The 18,836-nt window shown below is 48.7% G+C and carries 14 protein-coding genes; all 14 read right to left on the minus strand.

Features of this window, described 5'->3' with window-relative positions:
- Positions 1-64: 64 nt before the first annotated feature.
- The 14 genes from HNQ56_RS10075 to HNQ56_RS10140 all read right to left on the minus strand — a co-directional run bounded on the left by HNQ56_RS10075 (position 65) and on the right by HNQ56_RS10140 (position 18,787).
- Entirely contained in the window at positions 65-1,819 is a 1,755-nt protein-coding gene (locus HNQ56_RS10075; protein WP_429145220.1) for an ABC transporter ATP-binding protein, read from the minus strand.
- 117 nt (positions 1,820-1,936) lie between these two features.
- A complete protein-coding gene (locus HNQ56_RS10080) occupies positions 1,937-2,383 on the minus strand; it encodes a 2-thiouracil desulfurase family protein (protein WP_429145223.1) in 447 nt (148 codons plus the stop codon).
- Positions 2,384-2,693: 310 nt separating this feature from the next.
- Positions 2,694-3,665 (minus strand): 6-phosphofructokinase, encoded by a 972-nt coding sequence (pfkA, locus tag HNQ56_RS10085; RefSeq protein WP_429145225.1) that lies wholly within the window; start codon positions 3,663-3,665, stop codon positions 2,694-2,696.
- A gap of 78 nt (positions 3,666-3,743) precedes the next feature.
- Positions 3,744-7,232 (minus strand): DNA polymerase III subunit alpha, encoded by a 3,489-nt coding sequence (locus HNQ56_RS10090; protein ID WP_429145228.1) that lies wholly within the window; start codon positions 7,230-7,232, stop codon positions 3,744-3,746.
- 189 nt (positions 7,233-7,421) lie between these two features.
- The gene (locus HNQ56_RS10095) at positions 7,422-7,733 is read right to left on the minus strand and encodes an ATP-binding cassette domain-containing protein (RefSeq protein WP_429145229.1); all 312 of its coding nucleotides are present in this window, start codon (positions 7,731-7,733) and stop codon (positions 7,422-7,424) included.
- 454 nt (positions 7,734-8,187) lie between these two features.
- Entirely contained in the window at positions 8,188-9,666 is a 1,479-nt protein-coding gene (locus tag HNQ56_RS10100) for a polysaccharide deacetylase family protein (protein ID WP_429145232.1), read from the minus strand.
- Positions 9,667-9,936: 270 nt separating this feature from the next.
- Complete coding sequence (locus tag HNQ56_RS10105) at positions 9,937-10,191, minus strand: HPr family phosphocarrier protein (protein WP_429145234.1); 255 nt, start codon at positions 10,189-10,191, stop codon at positions 9,937-9,939.
- On the minus strand, positions 10,166-11,149 hold the full coding sequence (gene whiA / locus HNQ56_RS10110) for a DNA-binding protein WhiA (RefSeq protein WP_429145237.1): 984 nt from the start codon (positions 11,147-11,149) through the stop codon (positions 10,166-10,168). Before whiA ends, HNQ56_RS10105 begins: the two co-directional genes overlap by 26 nt.
- 43 nt (positions 11,150-11,192) lie before the next feature.
- Positions 11,193-12,044 (minus strand): RNase adapter RapZ, encoded by an 852-nt coding sequence (gene rapZ / locus HNQ56_RS10115; RefSeq protein WP_429145239.1) that lies wholly within the window; start codon positions 12,042-12,044, stop codon positions 11,193-11,195.
- A 99-nt stretch (positions 12,045-12,143) separates the two neighbouring features.
- Positions 12,144-13,067: a UDP-N-acetylmuramate dehydrogenase gene (gene murB, locus HNQ56_RS10120; protein ID WP_429145242.1), complete on the minus strand. Its 924-nt coding sequence runs from the start codon at positions 13,065-13,067 to the stop codon at positions 12,144-12,146.
- A gap of 70 nt (positions 13,068-13,137) precedes the next feature.
- Positions 13,138-14,076 (minus strand): ROK family glucokinase, encoded by a 939-nt coding sequence (locus tag HNQ56_RS10125; protein ID WP_429145245.1) that lies wholly within the window; start codon positions 14,074-14,076, stop codon positions 13,138-13,140.
- 86 nt (positions 14,077-14,162) lie between these two features.
- Entirely contained in the window at positions 14,163-15,092 is a 930-nt protein-coding gene (gene hprK, locus HNQ56_RS10130; protein WP_429145247.1) for an HPr(Ser) kinase/phosphatase, read from the minus strand.
- 85 nt (positions 15,093-15,177) lie between these two features.
- Positions 15,178-17,046, minus strand: coding sequence for an excinuclease ABC subunit UvrC (gene uvrC, locus HNQ56_RS10135; protein WP_429145250.1), 1,869 nt, complete (start codon positions 17,044-17,046; stop codon positions 15,178-15,180).
- Between the two features lie 220 nt (positions 17,047-17,266).
- Positions 17,267-18,787, minus strand: a complete 1,521-nt coding sequence (locus HNQ56_RS10140) for an ABC transporter substrate-binding protein (protein WP_429145253.1) — start codon at positions 18,785-18,787, stop codon at positions 17,267-17,269.
- Between the last annotated feature and the right edge of the window lie 49 nt (positions 18,788-18,836).

Raw genomic sequence — 18,836 nt, forward strand, 5'->3', positions numbered from 1 at the left:
AGGATTTCTTTTTCACATCCTTCTTTTATGTATACGGGGAGCCTGCGCCGCAGCGCTTCCTGTTTTACTGGGCCTGTGCCTTTTTCTGAAAAGCCATTCGGTACAGATTGGCATAAACTCCATTCCTGTCCAATAGCTCTTCATGGGTGCCGGATTCCTTGATTCCCTCTTCCGTTAATACCAGAATCCTCTTCGCATTCTTAATTGTAGAAAGCCTGTGGGCTATTACAAAGGTGGTCCTGTTCTTCGCCAGCTTCTCCAGGGAATCCTGCACCACCTTCTCGCTCTCATTATCCAGAGCCGAGGTGGCCTCATCAAAGATCAGCACCGGAGGATTCTTCAGGAATACCCGGGCAATGCTGATTCTCTGCTTCTGCCCTCCTGACAGCTTCGCTCCCCGCTGGCCGATATCAGTATGGTAGCCATCCGGCAGCTCCATAATAAAATCATGGGCGTTGGCATTCTTAGCCGCCTCTATCACCTCTTCCTCCGTGGCATCCAGATTGCCGTAACGGATGTTATCCATGATGGTTCCGGCAAAGAGATAGACGTCCTGCTGCACGATTCCGATATTTTTACGAAGGGATTTCATCTTAATATCGCGGATATCCCTGCCGTCCAAAGTGATACTGCCCTGAGTTACCTCATAAAATCTGGGAATCAGGCTGCACATTGTCGTCTTGCCGACACCGGAGGAACCGACCAATGCGATATAATCTCCGGCCTCAACCTCCAGGTCTATATTACGGAAAACCTCCGTCATGCTCTCATCATATTTGAAGGCCACCTTATTAAATTCAATTCTGCCCTTCACCTGCTTTAATTCCACGGCCCCGGGCCGGTCCACAATATCCGGCATAACCATCAGAATGTCATAGAAGCGGTCAAAGCCCGACATACCGTTCTGGAAGGTCTCCGTGAAACTGATCAGCTTTTTCACCGGATCGATGAGGGTATTGATATACAGGAGAAAGGTTAACAGATCGGTGATGGCGATAATCCCCCGGGTAATGAATAAGCTTCCCCCGGCAATCATCGCAATATTGATAAAGGCGGTAAAAAGGGTCAGTCCCGAGTGGAAATTGGCCATACTCCGGTAGCTGCCCCGTTTGCTCTCCACAAAGCGGGAATTGCTGACGTAGAATTTCTCCACTTCCTGCTCTTCGTTGGCAAAGGACTTCACCACACGGATTCCGGAAAGGTTATCCTCCACACGGGCATTGATATCCGCAATCCTCTCCCTGTTCCGGCGAAAAGCCCGGTTCATTGCTCCCCTCATATAATAGGCAAAAGCAAACATCATCGGGAGGAAGGCAAAAATCAGAAGGGTCAGGGGGACATTAATCTGGATCAGAATGATAAAGGCACCCACCATTTTAATAATGGATATGACAATATCCTCCGGTCCGTGATGGCACAGCTCTGAAATATCAAAGAGATCGTTGGTGATCCTTGACATGAGCTGCCCTGTCTTCTGGTTGTCATAATAGCTGAAGGACAGCTTCTGGAAATGCTCAAAGAGTTCGTTGCGCATGGTATACTCCATCCGCGCCCCCATGATATGTCCCTGGTAGGCAATAAAATAGGTGCTGACAAATTCCAGCAGAGCCAGGGCAAGCATTGCTGCCAGCAGCTTCAAAATAATAGGTGTTGCTTCCGGTATCGCATACTTCACCAGCACCTGATTGGTAATATACCGTACTATCATAGGAAAGACCAGGGATATGCCGGCAGCCAGCAGCGCAAAAAACATATCCGCGAGGAACAGTTTCCAGTGCGGTCTGTAATAGGATAACAGCTTCTTTGTCTTATTACTCATTATCATTCTCCGTTTCTATCTGTGTTATATCCGTCTGTATTATATCCGCAGCTGCGGCAATCCTCCGGGTCTTGCCCAATCCGCACAGCCGCCTGCTGCGAAATATTCTCAAGGAAGTTACTCCGCCAACTCTTCCTCTGTTACAATCTCAATTCCTTCTTCCATCAAAAGCCGGGCTGCCACTCCGTACCCGGGAACCAGCTTTCCCGAAAAAGTGCCGTCATAGATCCGGCCACAGCCGCAGGAGGGACTTTTTGATTTCATAATAGCCGTTCTGACGCCCAGGACTTTGGCAATGTCCAGCGTCCGCCGGGCACCCAGAAGAAATTCCTCTGTGAAATCCTCCCCATCCTTATTCCGGATTCGAATCTCTCCCTGTTGATCTGTCAACTCACAGCTGCTTCTCGGAATGGTCAGTCCTCCCAGCTGTTCCGGACACACCGGCACCGCTCTTCCCTGCGCCGCCAGCTTTGCCGCGGGTCCGCAAAGAGCATCCCTTCCGTCATAACGGCAGGGACTCCCAACCAGACAGGCACTCACCAGATAAAGTTCCTTCTTTTCCATCGCATCCTCCTCTTTGTTAAGTTCGGGTTCAGTCGTAAAGTTAGGCAGGTGTCACTCCATCAGGTCACTTTTACGCTGAGCCGTCCAATGTTACATTCTATACCAAATGTAACATTTGTACATCTTGCGAAGCGGAGCGTCCTGAACGCACGAAGGTAAGGCAAGTAAAAGTGACCTGATGGAGTGACACCTGCCTAACTTTACGACTGGACCCGAACTCTCCCCTATACATTAAGGCCGATTAGTAATTGCATATGCAATTACTAACCAGCCTTATCTTAAATTATCCGCATTGCATCTGATGCCTGTATTACTTTGAGAGCCGGATAGACAGTTCATACATGTACTGATCCACATCCTTCGTCATAGCTAAGGCTTCCTCAATATCAAAATCAACAAACTGGCCGTCCTTATATGCCACGACCCGCTTACTGGCACCGGCTACCAGCAGATCCACCGCCTTTGCTCCCATCATGGAAGCGTATACCCTGTCTCTGGTGGTAGGGCTGCCGCCTCTCTGGGCATGTCCGATAATCGTAGCTCTGCTTTCCATACCCGTTGCCGCCTCGATTCTCTTGGCCATACCATTAGAATCGCCCACACCCTCGGCATTGACAATAATATAATGCTTCTTGCCCTTCTTGCGCTTCTCGATAATATTATTGATGATTCTCTGCTCATCATAATCGTAACGCTCCGCAATCAGAATGTCCTCCGCTCCGTTGGCAATACCGCACCACAGGGCAATATAGCCGGCATGTCTGCCCATTACCTCAATGATACTGCATCTCTCATGGGAGGTAGAGGTATCCCGCACCTTATCGATGGTCTCCATGGCGGTATTCACCGCCGTATCAAAGCCAATGGTATAGTCCGTACAGGAGATATCCAGATCAATGGTTCCGGGAAGCCCCACTGCATTAATCCCTCTTCTGGCCAGCGTCTGCGCTCCCTTGAAGGAACCGTCGCCGCCAATAACCACCAGACCGTCAATGCCATGCTTCCGGCAAATATCCGCCGCTTTATCCTGCACCTCCGGCTTATGCATATCCAAACAGCGCGCCGTATAGAGAATGGTGCCGCCTCTCTGTATAATATCGGATACACTGCGCGTATCCATATCTATAATGTCTTCCTCCAGCAGTCCCAGGTATCCTCTCATGATTCCCTTCACCTGCAGACCTGCTGCTAAAGCGGTTCTCACTACTGCCCTGATGGCCGCATTCATTCCTGGCGCATCCCCGCCGCTGGTCAATACACCGATTGTTTTTACATTGCCCATATTAAATAACCAAACCTTTCCCTCGGCCTGTCAGACTTTTATACCGCACAGGCATCTCCAATTCTACAAAATAGTATTCTAATCTATTTTACCCAATTTTTCAATACTCTTTTCCGTAATTCGTACATTTTCTTCTTTATATACGCTGATCAGCTGCTGGATTACTTCCCCATCCGCTTTAATGTTCCTGCTTTTTGGAAGTTTTTTAACACATTTTTCTGCCTCACAGAAAATAACCACACTGTCATTGCCGTCCCACTGCTCCAATAGACGGTACAGCGACTGCTCATCCCTCTGGAAGCTTTCCAGATTCGGATATTTGATCCATACCTCCTGAGGAATACTGTCAAAGGAGATGATCTCCTGACAGATGAGCTTTGCCGCCTTCTCTTCCTCTACGGCAACCCTTCCCCGGACAAAGATCTTCTGCTCCGGCTCCAGCATGGTTTTATATTTTTCATAGTCCCTGGGGAACAGGATAACCTCAACGCTGCCGAACAAATCCTCCAGCGTGATAAAGGCCATCATGCTGTTGGTGCGGGTGGCCTTAACCGTCTTTGCCGTAATCATCCCCCCGATGGTCTCGATGCTTCCATCCTCTACTCTGGGATGATTCGTCTCTTCGTCAATGCCAAAATCATTGGAATTGACCGTCGCATTCTTCTTAATTCTGTTTTCATAAGCTTCCAGCGGATGTCCGCTGACATAGATGCCAAGAACCTCCTTCTCCAGAGCCAGGAGCTCATCCTTGCCGAATTCCTCCGCTTCCGGCAGGACCAGCTCATAGTCCGTCTTCTCCTCTTCTCCGGCAAAATCAAACAGAGTCATCTGTCCCGTCAGCGCCTTCTTCTTATCCGCCGCAATATCATCCAGAATCCGGCCGTATCCCAGCATCAGCTGTCTCCGGTTGGGATGCAGTTTGGAAAATACCCCGGCCTTAATAAAGTTTTCCACCGTTCTTTTATTCACTTCCTTGCCGGACAGACGCTCCGCAAAATCCCTCAGATTCAGGAAGGGGCCGCCCGTCTCACGTTCCGCCACAATCGCCTGGATTACCGGCCTGCCCACTCCCTTAATGGCTGACAGGGCATAACGGATCGCACCGTCGGATACCGTAAATACAGCATCTCCTTCGTTGATGTCAGGCGGCAGAATTTCGATTCCCATCTGCCTGCAGGTATAAATATATTCAGAAACCTTTCCCGGATTATCAATGACGGAGGTCATAAGCGCCGCCATAAATTCTACGGGATAGTAGTATTTCAGATAAGCCGTCTCATAGGATATGATGGCATAGGCGCCGGCATGGGACTTGTTAAAGGCATATTTGGCAAAGTCCATCATCTCATCATAGATATGATTGGCAACCGCTTCCGGTATCCCGTTTTTAATACAGCCCGGCACGCCTTCCTCTTCATTGCCGTAGACAAAGCTCTGCCGTTCCTTGATCATCACGGATTCCTTCTTCTTGGACATGGCACGGCGAACCAGATCGCTTCTGCCGTAGCTGTAGCCAGCCAGGTCACGTACGATCTGCATTACCTGCTCCTGATAGACGATACAGCCGTAAGTGGGAGACAGGATCGGCTCCAGCTGGGGACATTCATAGGTGATATGCCCCGCTTCATTCTTGCCCTTGATATACTGGGGAATAAATTCCATGGGCCCCGGACGGTAGAGGGAGATGCCCGCTATGACGTCCTCCAGATTCCTCGGCTTAAGCTCCTTCATGAAGCTCTTCATACCGGCGCTTTCCAACTGGAAGATACCCTCCGTCCTGCCGGAGGCGATCAGCTCATATACCTTCTGGTCATCATAATCAATTTTCTTAATATCAAATCTATCGGAGGCGGATCTCTTCCGGTTCACCAGGTTTTCCGCACTCTGAATTACCGTGAGGGTTCTGAGCCCCAGGAAATCCATCTTCAGCAGGCCCAGCTCCTCCAAGGTGGTCATGGTGAACTGGGTGGTAACGGAATCGTCGGAGGAACGGGAAAGGGGAACATATTCATCCAGGCTCTCCTTGCCGATTACTACTCCCGCGGCATGCATGGAGGTGTGCCTGGGCAGGCCCTCCAGCCTTTTAGACATATCGATCAGATATTTTACATCGCTGTTGCTCTCATAGAGGCTCCTTAAATCCCGGTTCTGATCCAGAGCCTTCTGTATGGTGATGCCCGGCTCCGTTGGAATCAGCTTCGCGACCGTATCCACCTGGGCATAGGGAAGATCCAGAGCACGGCCCACATCCCGGATCACCGCCCTCGCCGCCATGGTTCCGAAGGTTACGATCTGAACTACCTTGTCCTTGCCGTATTTGGCAGCCACATAATCAATTACCTCCTGCCGCCGTTCAAAGCAGAAGTCGATATCGATATCCGGCATGGTGAGACGTTCCGGATTCAGGAAGCGTTCAAAGAGCAGGCTGTATTTAATGGGATCAATATCCGTAATCCGGAGAGCATAGGAGACAATGGAGCCCGCCGCACTGCCTCGGCCGGGTCCCACGCTGATATTATTATCCCTGGCATATTTGATAAAATCCCATACAATGAGGAAATAGTCCACAAAACCCATATCCCGGATGGTCTCAAGCTCATACAGCATACGCTCCTGCAGCTCTGGTGTAACCGGCTGATACCGTTCCTCCAGACCCTCCCGGCACAGCTTCGTCAGATATTCATAGGCTGTATAGGGCGCCGGAACCGGATAGATGGGCAGCTTATATTCACCGAAGGTAATGCTTACATTGCACCGTTCGGCGATCTCGTGGGTATTCTCCAAAGCCTCCCTCATATTAGGAAACAGCTCCAGCATCTCTTCCGGAGATTTTAAATAGAACTGGCCGCCCTCATAGCGCATCCGGTTCTCGTCCTGCACCTTCTTCTGGGTCTGGATGCAGAGCAGTATATCATGGGAATCCACATCCTCGGCAAAGGTATAATGGACATCGTTGGTAGCTACCAGCTTAATTCCCGTCTCCTGGGACATGCGGAGCAGCGCCTGATTTACATTCTTCTGCTCCTCTATTCCATGATCCTGAAGCTCCAGGAAGAAATTCCCCTCTCCGAAGACCTCCCGCATACGAAGGGCCGCGGCCTTTGCTTCCGCATAAAATCCTCTGCGAAGATTGACCGCCACCTCACCCCCAAGGCAGGCGCTGAGGGCTATGATTCCCTCATGGTATTGCTCCATTACCTCATAGTCAATCCGCGGTTTATAATAAAACCCTTCCAAAAATCCGCGGGATACAATTTTCATCAGATTCTGATAGCCGGTGTTATTCTCCGCCAGCAATACCAGATGATAATAGCGTTCGTCCGAAGCCCCTGCCTCCCGGTCCATTCTGGAATTCGGGGCAACATATACCTCACAGCCGATCACCGGCTTAATTCCCTCGCTGAGACAAGCCTTATAAAAGTCGATGACACCGTACATCACCCCGTGATCTGTGATTGCCAGGCTGTCCATCCCCAGCTCCTTTGCCCGGTGCACCATTTCCTTGATCTTGCCGGAACCGTCCAGCAAGCTGTATTCCGTATGTACATGCAAATGCGTAAAATTCATATTTCTACCTCCGTTGCAGTTTTTATACAAGGGGAGACGGATAAAAGCCAATAACAGGGCTCTTTATCCGTCTCCCTCATGTACAAAAACCACCGCTGTGGCTAATTGCCTTTATGTATAATATAATATTCTACTCCGGAAAGCTTGTCAATCCCTATAGATAATAGGTAAATAGCGGAATTCCTTTACCTATAAATTAATCCTTTTTTTTATTAAATCTTCCATTTCTGTATCATGGGATATGATTATTATTATCATATCTTTAGCTGCTTTTATAAATTCAAGAATTGCTTTTCTTGAGTCGGTATCTAAAAAAGTAGTAGGTTCATCTAAAACCAGAACACTGGGTTTTTTAATTAAGGCTCTGGCAATAGCAATCATTCTTTTCTGTCCACCTGATAAATTTTTTCCACCCTCCACAATCGGAAGTGTTAATAATTCATCCAGTTTTATGTCCTTCATATTATTAATTAATTTGCATGAATTAACCTTTCCTTTCATGAAATATTTATATCAATGTTAAAACACTTGATATAAATATAGTTTTCTCACATGCTAAATCTTTGAAACCTATAGTCATTTTTCAATATCCCGAATACTCTCTTCACTTTTATAGAGAAGTTCATTCGGCATAGGATTCTTGTTCACCCATCATATTCTCATAGTATTAATAAAATCAATATTGAAAAATCATCCAGTTTGCCAACGTACTACTTATCTTTTATATAATTACCCTAAAGATATATAATGATATTACAATCAGTTATAATGTTACTATACATCTTATAATAACTGTCGGCAATATTTGTTTTTAGAATTTGATATTCGAATTCTAAATACATCAAATATAATTGTCCGATCTATGATAAGGAAATAAAAGGCTCTTTATAAAAACAGGTTTTGGATATCCCAGGGCAAAAGCCCCAGACATGCCCAAAACCTGTTATTTCATAATCTACCAGTTCATAGGAGGGCGCTCGGGATCAATAATTTCCTCAACGGAGAAGAGATCCGCCAGCCGCTGCGGGAATTGAAGCATTGCCTGTCCGTCAATAGGCCTCCTGCCCATTCTGACATAATCCTTCTTAATATGCATCCAGGGCTTGCCGTCTACATTCAGGAACAAATTGAAACCGCATTCCTTCAGGAATTTGAATTTGTCACTGGAATAGTGCCCCATGGTCGTCTCAATATCAATTCCTTTGGGGAAGACAAGGATATCGGTTCCTCCAATCAGAGGAGCTACTTCTTTCAGCCAGCGGTTCGTATCCGTCTTCAGATGCTCCAGGCTCATCTCTCCCATATTCCTGTGTCCCCAGCTATGGGAACCCAGCTCCCAGCCTGTCGCCTTCAGGGCATCCGCCACCTTTGTGGCTGCCTCCTTATCCTGCTCATAGGTGGGGGAGGTCTCATCATTGGTCCGGTAGCCGAAGATTCCTTCATAACCCGTGAGGGCCAGAAGTCCCTTTGCTCCCTTGTAAGAGAAGTCCGGGTGCTCTTCCACAAAGGCATCCAGAAGGGGAACCACATCAAAGGCTCCTGTGACCACACTTCCATCTGCCTGTATCATCTCACAGGTAACCTTTCCGTCTTCACCGATGATCATTCTGGAGGCAAAACCATCCCCATCCATATATTCATAATAGCTGACATCATCTACGGAAAGCACAAAGGGCTTTTTCCCGGGGCGGAGCATGATCTCATTCTCCACATACCCCATGGTGCCGTCCTCCTGCTTCTCCAGCCTCGTCAGATCCGCCATGCTGACAAGAACATAGCCGTCCTTATACATTTTATCCATGAGCTTATTAAACTCGTATATGGTTGCCATATACATATTGTAGCCCTTCGATTCATAATCCCCGTCAAAGGCTCTGGCGTTGTCCGCAACCAGGCAGTGGAAGAAAATATGATTAATCAGGGTTACGGAGCTATAGGAACCTCCCAGATTCACCAGGGATGCCTGCTCTGTCTCCAAACGGGTAATGGCATCGGATAATGCCGGATAGGAATTATAATCTCCCTCGGAGCCCTTATAGTCCTTAATCAGCTGAACTGCCTCATCATAGTTATAGCCCAGCGCCAGAAGGTCTGCCTTTTTAACCAGCTCGTCCCTCTCCGCAAGCTCCTTCTGCAGTCTTTCCTGCTCCTCCTGCGCGGCCAGCTCTTCCGCTGTCGGCTCTTTTTCCGCAGGGGAAGTCACATTCTCTCCGGATGAATTATTCTGTCCCTTATCACCCTTATTAGCTTCCTCTCCTGCTTTCGGAGGATTGTCGTTCCCTTCCTTATTCCGCGATGTAACATACAGGCGATAGCCTCCAAATAAAGCCAGCAATATCACTAACTCAACCACAATAAAAATAATCAGCCTGCGCGGATTTCTCCTTGATTTTCTCTGATCCTGTCCCACCATGTTCAACCTCTTTTCATTCATTTCGAAGACACCCTTTGGGGATGTCCATTTTTCAACCTATAGTATAACATATAAATCGATATAATTCTTTACGAATATATTAATTTATCCTAATAAATTTCTTTCTATTCCATATCTTATTATTCCCCGAACAGGAATAATTATAATCTGCTTCCGGCAGTGATTATGCCGCAAAGAAGGCACGGATTAACTCCGTACCTTCTCTGCTATGAACCCCTTTTTATTCCCATCATTATATAATTCTTAAGAACAACTGACTCTGCCCCAAAATTATTTACTGCTTAAATATTTTTCTATATTCTCGATTGCTGCTTTCTCATCTGGTCCATCCGCAGTAACTGTAACTGCCTCTCCGGCTGAAATACCCATGCTCATCATACCCATAATACTCTTCGCATTGACACGCTTTTCATTACTGGTTACGTAGATACTGCATTCGTACTGGCTCGCAACCTGAACAAGCAATGCAACCGGCCTGGCTTCCAGCCCGTTGGGAATGTTAATTACAATTTCCTTTGTTATCATGACTATTTTCCTCCTTATGCTCTCGCAGTTGATCTGCTATCATACTTAGCTTGCGCAGCCGGTGATTTACGCCGGATTTGCCGATGGCCGGCTGCAGCATTGCCCCAAGTTCCTTCAGGGAAGCCTCCGGATAATCAATCCTCAGCTGTGCGATGTCTTCCAATCCCTCCGCCAGGTCCCCAAATCCCACGGTATCCCTGATGTACAGGATATCCTCCTTCTGCTTTGACGCCGCATTCACGGTCTTCGTAATATTCGCCGCCTCACAATTTACCTGCCGGTTGATGGAATTGCGCATCTCCTTCAGTATTCTCACATTTTCCAAATCCATTAAGGCGACATGCGCTTCCATGACATTCAGAAGATCAACAATCTGAGAACCCTCCTTAATATAAACTACATAATTCTTCTTGCGCATTACTATCTTGGCATCAATGGAAAAGGCCTGTATTATGTCCCTCAGCTGCTCCGCCTTCTCAGGGCTTGCTGTCACTACCTCCAAATGATAGGCCTTCTTCGGATCACTCATGGAGCCGGAGGATAGAAATGCTCCCCGGATAAAAGCTCTCTTACAGCAGGCGTTCTGGGTGACCAGCTGACTGGCTGCCCCAATCCGGCTGCTTCCCTCCGGTACATTCTCCAAAGAGAGCTTGCATGCCTGCATGATCCTGATGACATCCTTCGTATTGCGGATTATTAAGGTTATATTGCTCTTATTCTGTCTGCTGTTTATTTTCACAGAAATTTCACTACTTATATTAAAGGTTTTTCGTATTAATGTAAAGTACTTTCTTGCAACAACCAGATTTTCTGTCTGTAATCTCAGATACAGCCTCTCTCCCGACCGGATCAGATGGCATTCATAAGAACAGATTGCAGAAAGCTCTGCCAGCCTGCAATGTCTTGCGCTGCTTAACTGCAAGGAAAGCTCTTCCTTCACCTCACTGGAAAATGACATATGAACCTCCCCTGACACACTCTTCTATCCCATGTCCCCGATATTATGTCTTATCAACATCCCTATGCTCTATTTTTAGTCCATATTCCGTCTTGGCCAGCCTGTCCCCCAATTCATTCACCAGGGTTACCGAACGGTGCTTGCCCCCGGTGCAGCCTATACTGACCACCAGCTGATTCTTTCCTTCTTCAATATAGTGGGGGATCAGAAATAGCAGCATGTCCTCCAATTTGTCGACGAATTGGCCGGCTATCTCCGATTTCATCACATAACTTCTGACTTCTTCCTCATTGCCGGTTCTGTGTTTCAGTTCCGGAATATAGAAAGGATTGGGTAAAAACCTTACGTCAAAAACCAGATCCGCATCCACCGGAATTCCATGCTTAAAGCCAAAGGACAAAATCGTAATAAAAAAATTACGGAAGGCCTGATCCTCCAAATAGATTTTATTAAGCTGTCCCTTCAGCTCTCTGGTTAAAAGGTGGCTGGTATCTATAATCACATCGGCTTTTTTGCGTAAAAACTCCAGCCTCTCCTGCTCCAGGGCTATCCCCTTCTCCACCCTGTCAACTCCCGACAGGGGGTGGATTCTCCGGGTTTCCTTATAGCGCTTGACCAGCACCTCCGGAGTACAATCCAGAAACAATATTTCATAGGAAAAGCCGGTGCGCCTCATATCTATGAGTACGGAATCCAGCTCCTTTAAGGCCTGGCCGCTGCGAATATCCAGTCCCAGAGCCACCTTGCTCTGGTTTCCCTGCAGAATCAGCCTGGCAAATTTCTTAACTAATTGGATGGGCAGGTTATCCACACAAAAGTACCCGATGTCCTCCAGCATCTTCAGCGCCGAGCTCTTTCCCGCGCCTGACATGCCTGTTACTATTACAAATCTCATCTTTATACCCATGCCTTTTGCCGCACAAATCGCCATGAAAATGCTAGCATGGACCCGGCCCTCCTTTATTCATACATTCCATTTCTCCCAGCCTGCTCCTCATTTCTGCGGAAAATCTCCCAGAAATTTAACCTCCGGTTCCAGCCTTACGCCGGATTTCTCTTCCACAATCCGGATCACATCCCGTATTACGCAAAGGAAATCCTCTGCCGAGGCATGATCCTTATTAATAACAAATCCGCAGTGCTTCTCCGATACCGCAGCTCCGCCCACCTGATAGCCCGCAAGTCCTGCCTCGCCGATAAGCTTACCGGCATAATTATCCGGCGGACGTTTGAAGGTGCTTCCTGCGCTGAATTGATCCAGGGGCTGCTTTTCCCTCCTCTGGGCATTCAGGGTATTCATCTTCTGCCGTATCAGCTGAGGATCTCCCTCGGACAGCTTAATATCCGCTTCCAGCAGTGTATAATCCACTTTCTGCAGTATACTGGTGCGATAACCAAGCTCCAGCTCCTCTAAAGTAAATTCCCTCAGGCAGCCTTCTGTATCCAGCATTCTTGCCGCAATAAGGCATTGCTTCATCTCGCCGTCATAGGCGCCCGCATTCATCGTTACCGCCCCGCCAAGGGTTCCCGGGATACCGGAAGCAAACTCAAAACCGGTCAGGCTATGCTCGGCTGCGATATTGGCCAGCCTGGCCAAAAGCACTCCGGCCTGAGCGGTGATGATCCCCCGCTCACCAACCCGGACTTCCGAGAAATTCTCTCCCAGTTGGAGAATTACCCCGCGAAAGCCCGTGTCTGACACCAGAAGATTACTGCCATTCCCCATAATGTAGCAGGGAATCTGCTTCTCCCTGCACAGGGCGAGAACAGCCCTCACCTCCTCGGTCCGGGTCGGTGTAACAAAATAATCCGCCTTCCCTCCGATATGCAAAGAGGTGTGGTGTTCCATCGGTTCGCCCCTGCGGACCTGGTCTTCCGGTACAATAAGTGTCAGTTCACGATAAAATAAATCCTCCAAGATATCCCTCCGACTGAACTGCAGCATAAAACTGTAGCATAAAATAATATAGTATAGTATATTTCACTAGTTATGTAATTATTAGTTTTGCCGCGCCATAAATTCCGGCATCATTCCCCAGGGTGGCAAGCCGGAATTCTTTATTTTTTAAAGACTCAATTGAAAATTCATTGTAATACTTCCTGATATTCTCTATCAGAATCTCACCCGCCATGGATACGCCGCCACCGATTACAAAGGCCTCGGGGTCAACCACATGGGCCACATGGGATAACGCCAGGCCCAGATAGCGGCAAGCCTTGTCCACCACCGCCAGCGCCAGCTTATCTCCGGCTTTGGCATGGTCAAAGACGGTCTTTGCACTGATTTCTTCCCTGCCGCGAAGGGAGGAGGGTTCTGCGGTTTCTTCTAAAATCCTCTTTGCCAGCTTCACAATACCGGTAGCCGAGGCATACTGCTCCAAACAGCCCTTTTTACCGCAGCCGCAGGTATCATTCTCCGCATTCTCCACATGAATATGGCCGATCTCACCCGCCGCACCATTGCTTCCCGACAGGATATGACCGTTCAGGATAATACCGCCGCCCACACCGGTACCAAGGGTGGCAAGAACAAGACTCCGATAGCCCTTGCCGCCGCCCATCCAGTATTCACCCATGGCAGCCACATTGGCATCGTTGCCTGCTTTGACCTTAAGCCCTGTCATCTCTGACATCTCTTTCTCGATATTAAAATTTGCCAGACCCAGATTCGCCAGCATTAATACCTGTCCTTCGTCGGTCACCGGTCCCGGAATTCCCACACCGACACCGGCCACGCTTTCCGGGGGAAGCTTCAGTTCTTCGATCTTATTTTTGATAAATTCGGACGTATCCCGAAGGATATCCTTGCCGTCCTCGGTTCTCCGGGTTGAAAAATCCCATTTATGAAGAAGCTTTCCTTCCGTATTGAATAAACCTGCTTTCACGGCTGTTCCGCCGATATCGATTCCAAAGCATATCCGTTCCATCTCATTATCACCTTTCCATGGTTATTCGTCCCCTGACGGACATCATCTTATTGCTCCAGTCCACACTTTTGGCCCTTGGCCTCCCCTTAATTGCCGGTTTTCTTCAGACTGTTGGTAACACGGTTATATAATTCCTGGGCCGCATTATAGCCCATCTTCTTCTGACGGTAATTAACCGCCGCCGATTCACAGATAATGGCAAGATTTCTGCCGGGCCGGATGGGTATGGAATGACAGGGCACCTTATTGCCCAGAAACTCGATATAAGTCTCTTCCAGGCCCAGCCGGTCGTAATGCTGTTCCTTATTCCACTCCTCCAGCTTAATTACCAGATCGATTGCCTGGGTGTTCTTCACGCTTTCCACCCCGAACAATGTCTTTACATCTATAATTCCAATTCCCCGCAGCTCAATAAAATGCCTTGTGATATCCGGGGAGGTTCCGATCAGCGTATCATCACTTACCTTTTTAATCTCCACCACATCATCGGTTACCAGACGGTGCCCCCGCTTAATCAGTTCGAGAGCTGCCTCACTCTTGCCGATACCGCTCTCTCCCATAATCAGAATGCCTTCGCCGTATACATCCACCAGACCGCCGTGAATGGTAATCCGGGGAGCCAGCTCCACATTCAGCCACCGGATTACTTCTGCCATAAAGGAAGAGGTGGTTTTCGAGGTCCGCAGAATCGGCACGTTCTTCTCCGTGGCCAATTGGATAAACTTCCCGCTGACTTCCATGTTACGGCTGAAAACAATACAGGGTACACGATAGTCCATCAGCCTGCTCAAAATCTGCAGCCGCTGCTCCTTGTCCATCTGCTGCATATAAGCCATCTCCACATGTCCGATTACCTGAACCCTCTCCGAGTCAAAATGATCAAAAAAACCTGCCAGCTGCAATGCCGGCCTGTTTACATCGGGCTGTGAAATCTTGATATTGCTGATATCAATATCCGGAGTACAATTCTCCAAATCTAATTTTTCAATAAGACGAACCAGTTCAACCGTATACATCCATACCTCCATCTGCCGTCCCGGCGGCATCATTCCTACATGTCTTTATATTTTAACACAACTTCCCGGCGGGTGTAAATGCTAATTACATCTGCGGCTTATGAAAAAATTCAAAAACCTGCTCCGCTGCCTGACGGTTCATGGAAGGAACCTTCATAATCTCTTCCACCTCCGCCGCCTGGATCGCCTCCAGGGACTGGAAGTATTTCATCAGCGCCCGCCTTCTGGCCGGCCCGATTCCGGAGATATCATCCAATATGGAGCGTACCTGGGCTTTCCCGCGCAGGGCGCGGTGGTATTCTATGGCAAAGCGGTGGGTCTCATCCTGGATTCGGGTAATCAGACGGAACAGCTCACTGCTTTTATCAATGGGCAGCTCTTCATTATTGTAATACAGGCCCCTGGTGCGGTGATAATCATCCTTTACCATACCGCAGACGGCAATATCCAGCCTCAGCTCCGACAGCACCCGCAGGGCAATGCCTACCTGGCCCTTTCCTCCGTCCATAAGAATCAGATCCGGGTATCTTGTGAAGCTGCCCAGGGTTTCGTCCATCTGCTTCTCCCTCAGCTGCTCCTGCTCCCGGATACCATGGGTAAACCGTCTGGTAAGCACCTCATACATGGAGGCATAATCATCCGGCCCCTGGATGCTCTTGATTTTAAACTTCCGGTAATCCGCCTTCTTCGGTTTTCCTTTTTCGTATACCACCATGGAGCCGACGGATTCAAACCCGGAGGTGTTGGAGATGTCAAAGGATTCAATCCGTTCCACCAGCGGCAGTCCCAGGTAATCCGCCAGCTCCTTCAGGGCTCCGACGGTTCTGGCCTCCTCCCGCTTAATCTTCTCCAGATCCTGGTTCAGCACCAGCTCCGCATTCTTTCTTGCCAGCTCCACCAGCCGTTCCTTCTCCCCCTTCTGCGGGGTCTTTAAATATACCCTCTGCCCCCTTTTGGAGGTAAGCCATTCGGTGATCAGCTCCTCCTCCCCGGTTCTGGTTCCCAGGAAGATTTCCTTGGGTATATAGGGGGTTCCGGCATAGAATTGCTTCAGAAAGCTGGCCATAATATGGTCATCCTCCTCATCCTCCACGCCGGACAGGTGAAAATGATCCCTGCCGATCAGCTTGCCGCTCCGGATAAAGAAGGTCTGTACAACAGCCTCCTCCTTATTTCTTGCAAAGGCGATGATATCCCTGTCCACCTGATCGGTGCTGGTGATCTTCTGGCGGTTGGCAATCAGCTTCACGCTGCCCAGAAGATCCCGGAACTCCGCCGCCTTCTCAAACTCCATCTCCTGTGAGGCCGCCAGCATCTTCTCCTCCAGCATCTTCCCCACTCTGGCATAATTGCCGTTCAGGAACTCCATAACCTCCTCAATATTGGCCCGGTACTGCTCCTGTGTCAGATACCCCTGGCAGGGCGCGTCGCACTGTCCCATATGGTAATAGAGGCAGGGCCGCTCCTTCCCGATATCCCTGGGCAGCACCCGGTTGCAGGTGCGGATCTTATAGATGCGGCGCAGCAGCTCCAGGGTATCCCTCACCGCATTGACGCTGGTGTAGGGCCCGAAATACTTCGACTTATCCTTCCTCATCTCCCTGGTAATGGAGACTCTGGGAAATGCCTCGTTCACCGTAACCCGTATGTAGGGATAGGTCTTATCATCCTTCAGCATGGTGTTGTACTTGGGCATGTGCTCCTTGATCAGGTTGCACTCCAGCACCAGCGCCTCCAGCTCCGAATCCGTAATAATATATTCAAAATGATCCACCCGTCCCACCATCTGCCGGATCTTCTCCGTGTGATTACGGCTGCTCTGAAAATATTGGCGCACCCGGTTCTTCAAAACAACCGCTTTCCCCACATAAATAATAGTGTCCTTCTTATCCCGCATGATATAGACCCCGGGCTTCGCAGGCAGCTTCTTCAGTTCTTCCTCTATATCAAACATATTCCCATGCCTTCCTTGACTTATAAAATGGCCTCTATACTCTACGCATATTATATCCCACCATCTCCTATCCGTCAAATCCCACCATGGACAAAAGGTTGGTGCTCCTCCCGGCTCCCTCTGTACTGCAGCTCAGCTCTGTGTAACGCAGGAAGGACACCGTCCCATAGCCTGTAATTCCGCTACATTCCGGTGTCCTTTCTTTCTGTTCCTCTAATGCTTAGTTAAAATTCTCCATCGCTGCCTTATTGGCTGCATTGGCTTTCTCTGTAAGATCCGGGGCAAGATCATGAGCATTAACTCCATCATTAAATACCGCCGCTTCAGCTCCGGCATAGCTTTCTGCAATAAAGGTGCCAAATCCGGGGATTACAGTACCGCCGTAGGGGATCGGCTCCTTGCAGTTCTCAAGGAAGGCATCAAAGAAGGGTCCTCTTCCGTAGCTGTCATCCGCACCGGGGAAGAATTCTCTAACCTTTGCCCATACGGTTTCGCTTAAGGTAATGGGAAGGGCATCCATGGAAAGCTTGGAGCCGTCCGGATTGGTCAGATTCGTATAAGCATCAATCTTAGCCAACCAGCCTTCTTCGTTCCAATTCATGAATTTCAGCAATTCATAAGCCTCTCTCGGATGTTCCGCAGCAGAAGAGATACCGCCAAAGTCCATGGTCGCCATGGAGTGTTTGCTGCTGGTTCCCTTTGCTCTGGGTACCGCATAGGGTACATATACCAGGCCCAGATCCAGGTACTCCTGTGTTGCAAATAAGTTGTTGAAGGTCCACCATGCATCAAACTGGTAAGCAATCTTACCGGAGTAGGCAGCCCACATATTTCTGTCACCGAAGGCTGCTTCTGCTTCATCCGAACCGAAGGCCGGGGCATGGTATCCGCCGTTAATCAACTCTGCCTGGAGATTGACCCCATCCGCCCAGTTGGTCATATCAAATTTGGTTCCGTCCCATCCGAATTCACCCCATACATTGGCATCGGAGGCAACCGGGTACCAGGTAACGATGGTTCTGAATTGATTAAATCCAAAAATTCCCTGTTCCGGAACGGTCATCTGCTTAATGGAAGCAACCATCTCATCCCAGGTCCAGTCTGTTCTGGGCATCTCAACATTCAGCTGCTCAAACACGGTCTTGTTGGCAAATATGGTCTCGGGGAAGAACTTTACAGGTGTGGCCCATTTCTTGTCCGTACCGTAGTAGCCGTACTTACCTTCATTAATCGTTACCAATACATTATCGGCTTCCGGATCGTTCTCCCAGTATTCCGTCATATCGCCCAACAAATTATTGGCAATGGCAAAGTCACATTCTCCAAGGATCCAGAAAGCATCCGGCATCTGGCCTGTAGAGATAAGATTTAACAGTGCGTCGTTATATCCGTCAAGAGGAAGGGATACTACTTCCACTGTGATATTGGGGTATTTCTCCATGAACTTGGACGCCAGATGCTGGGTTAGTACTTCATTTTCCCAGGAAGCGTAAGTTAATGTAATTTTTTCTGTGGTCATAGGCGGTAAAGCCTTTGCAGGCTCCGTCGGTTCCGCTGTGCCGGTGCTGTCCGCATCCCCCTTGGCATCTTCCTTGCCGGCATCCGGCGCGGAGCTGTTCCCGCTGTCTTCCACCTTGCCGGCATCACCCGGCTGATCGCTCTTTTCACCGCATGCGGTCAGTGCGCCCACACAGAGTACCAATACTAAGAGCAGGCTTAATACCTTTTTCATGTTTTTCATAAAAATCCTCCTTCATATAATTTTTATTTTTGTTTTTATTAGAATTCAA

It is taken from the genome of Anaerotaenia torta, from assembly GCF_050433395.1.
In the GTDB taxonomy this organism is placed as follows: domain Bacteria; phylum Bacillota; class Clostridia; order Lachnospirales; family Lachnospiraceae; genus Mobilitalea; species Mobilitalea torta.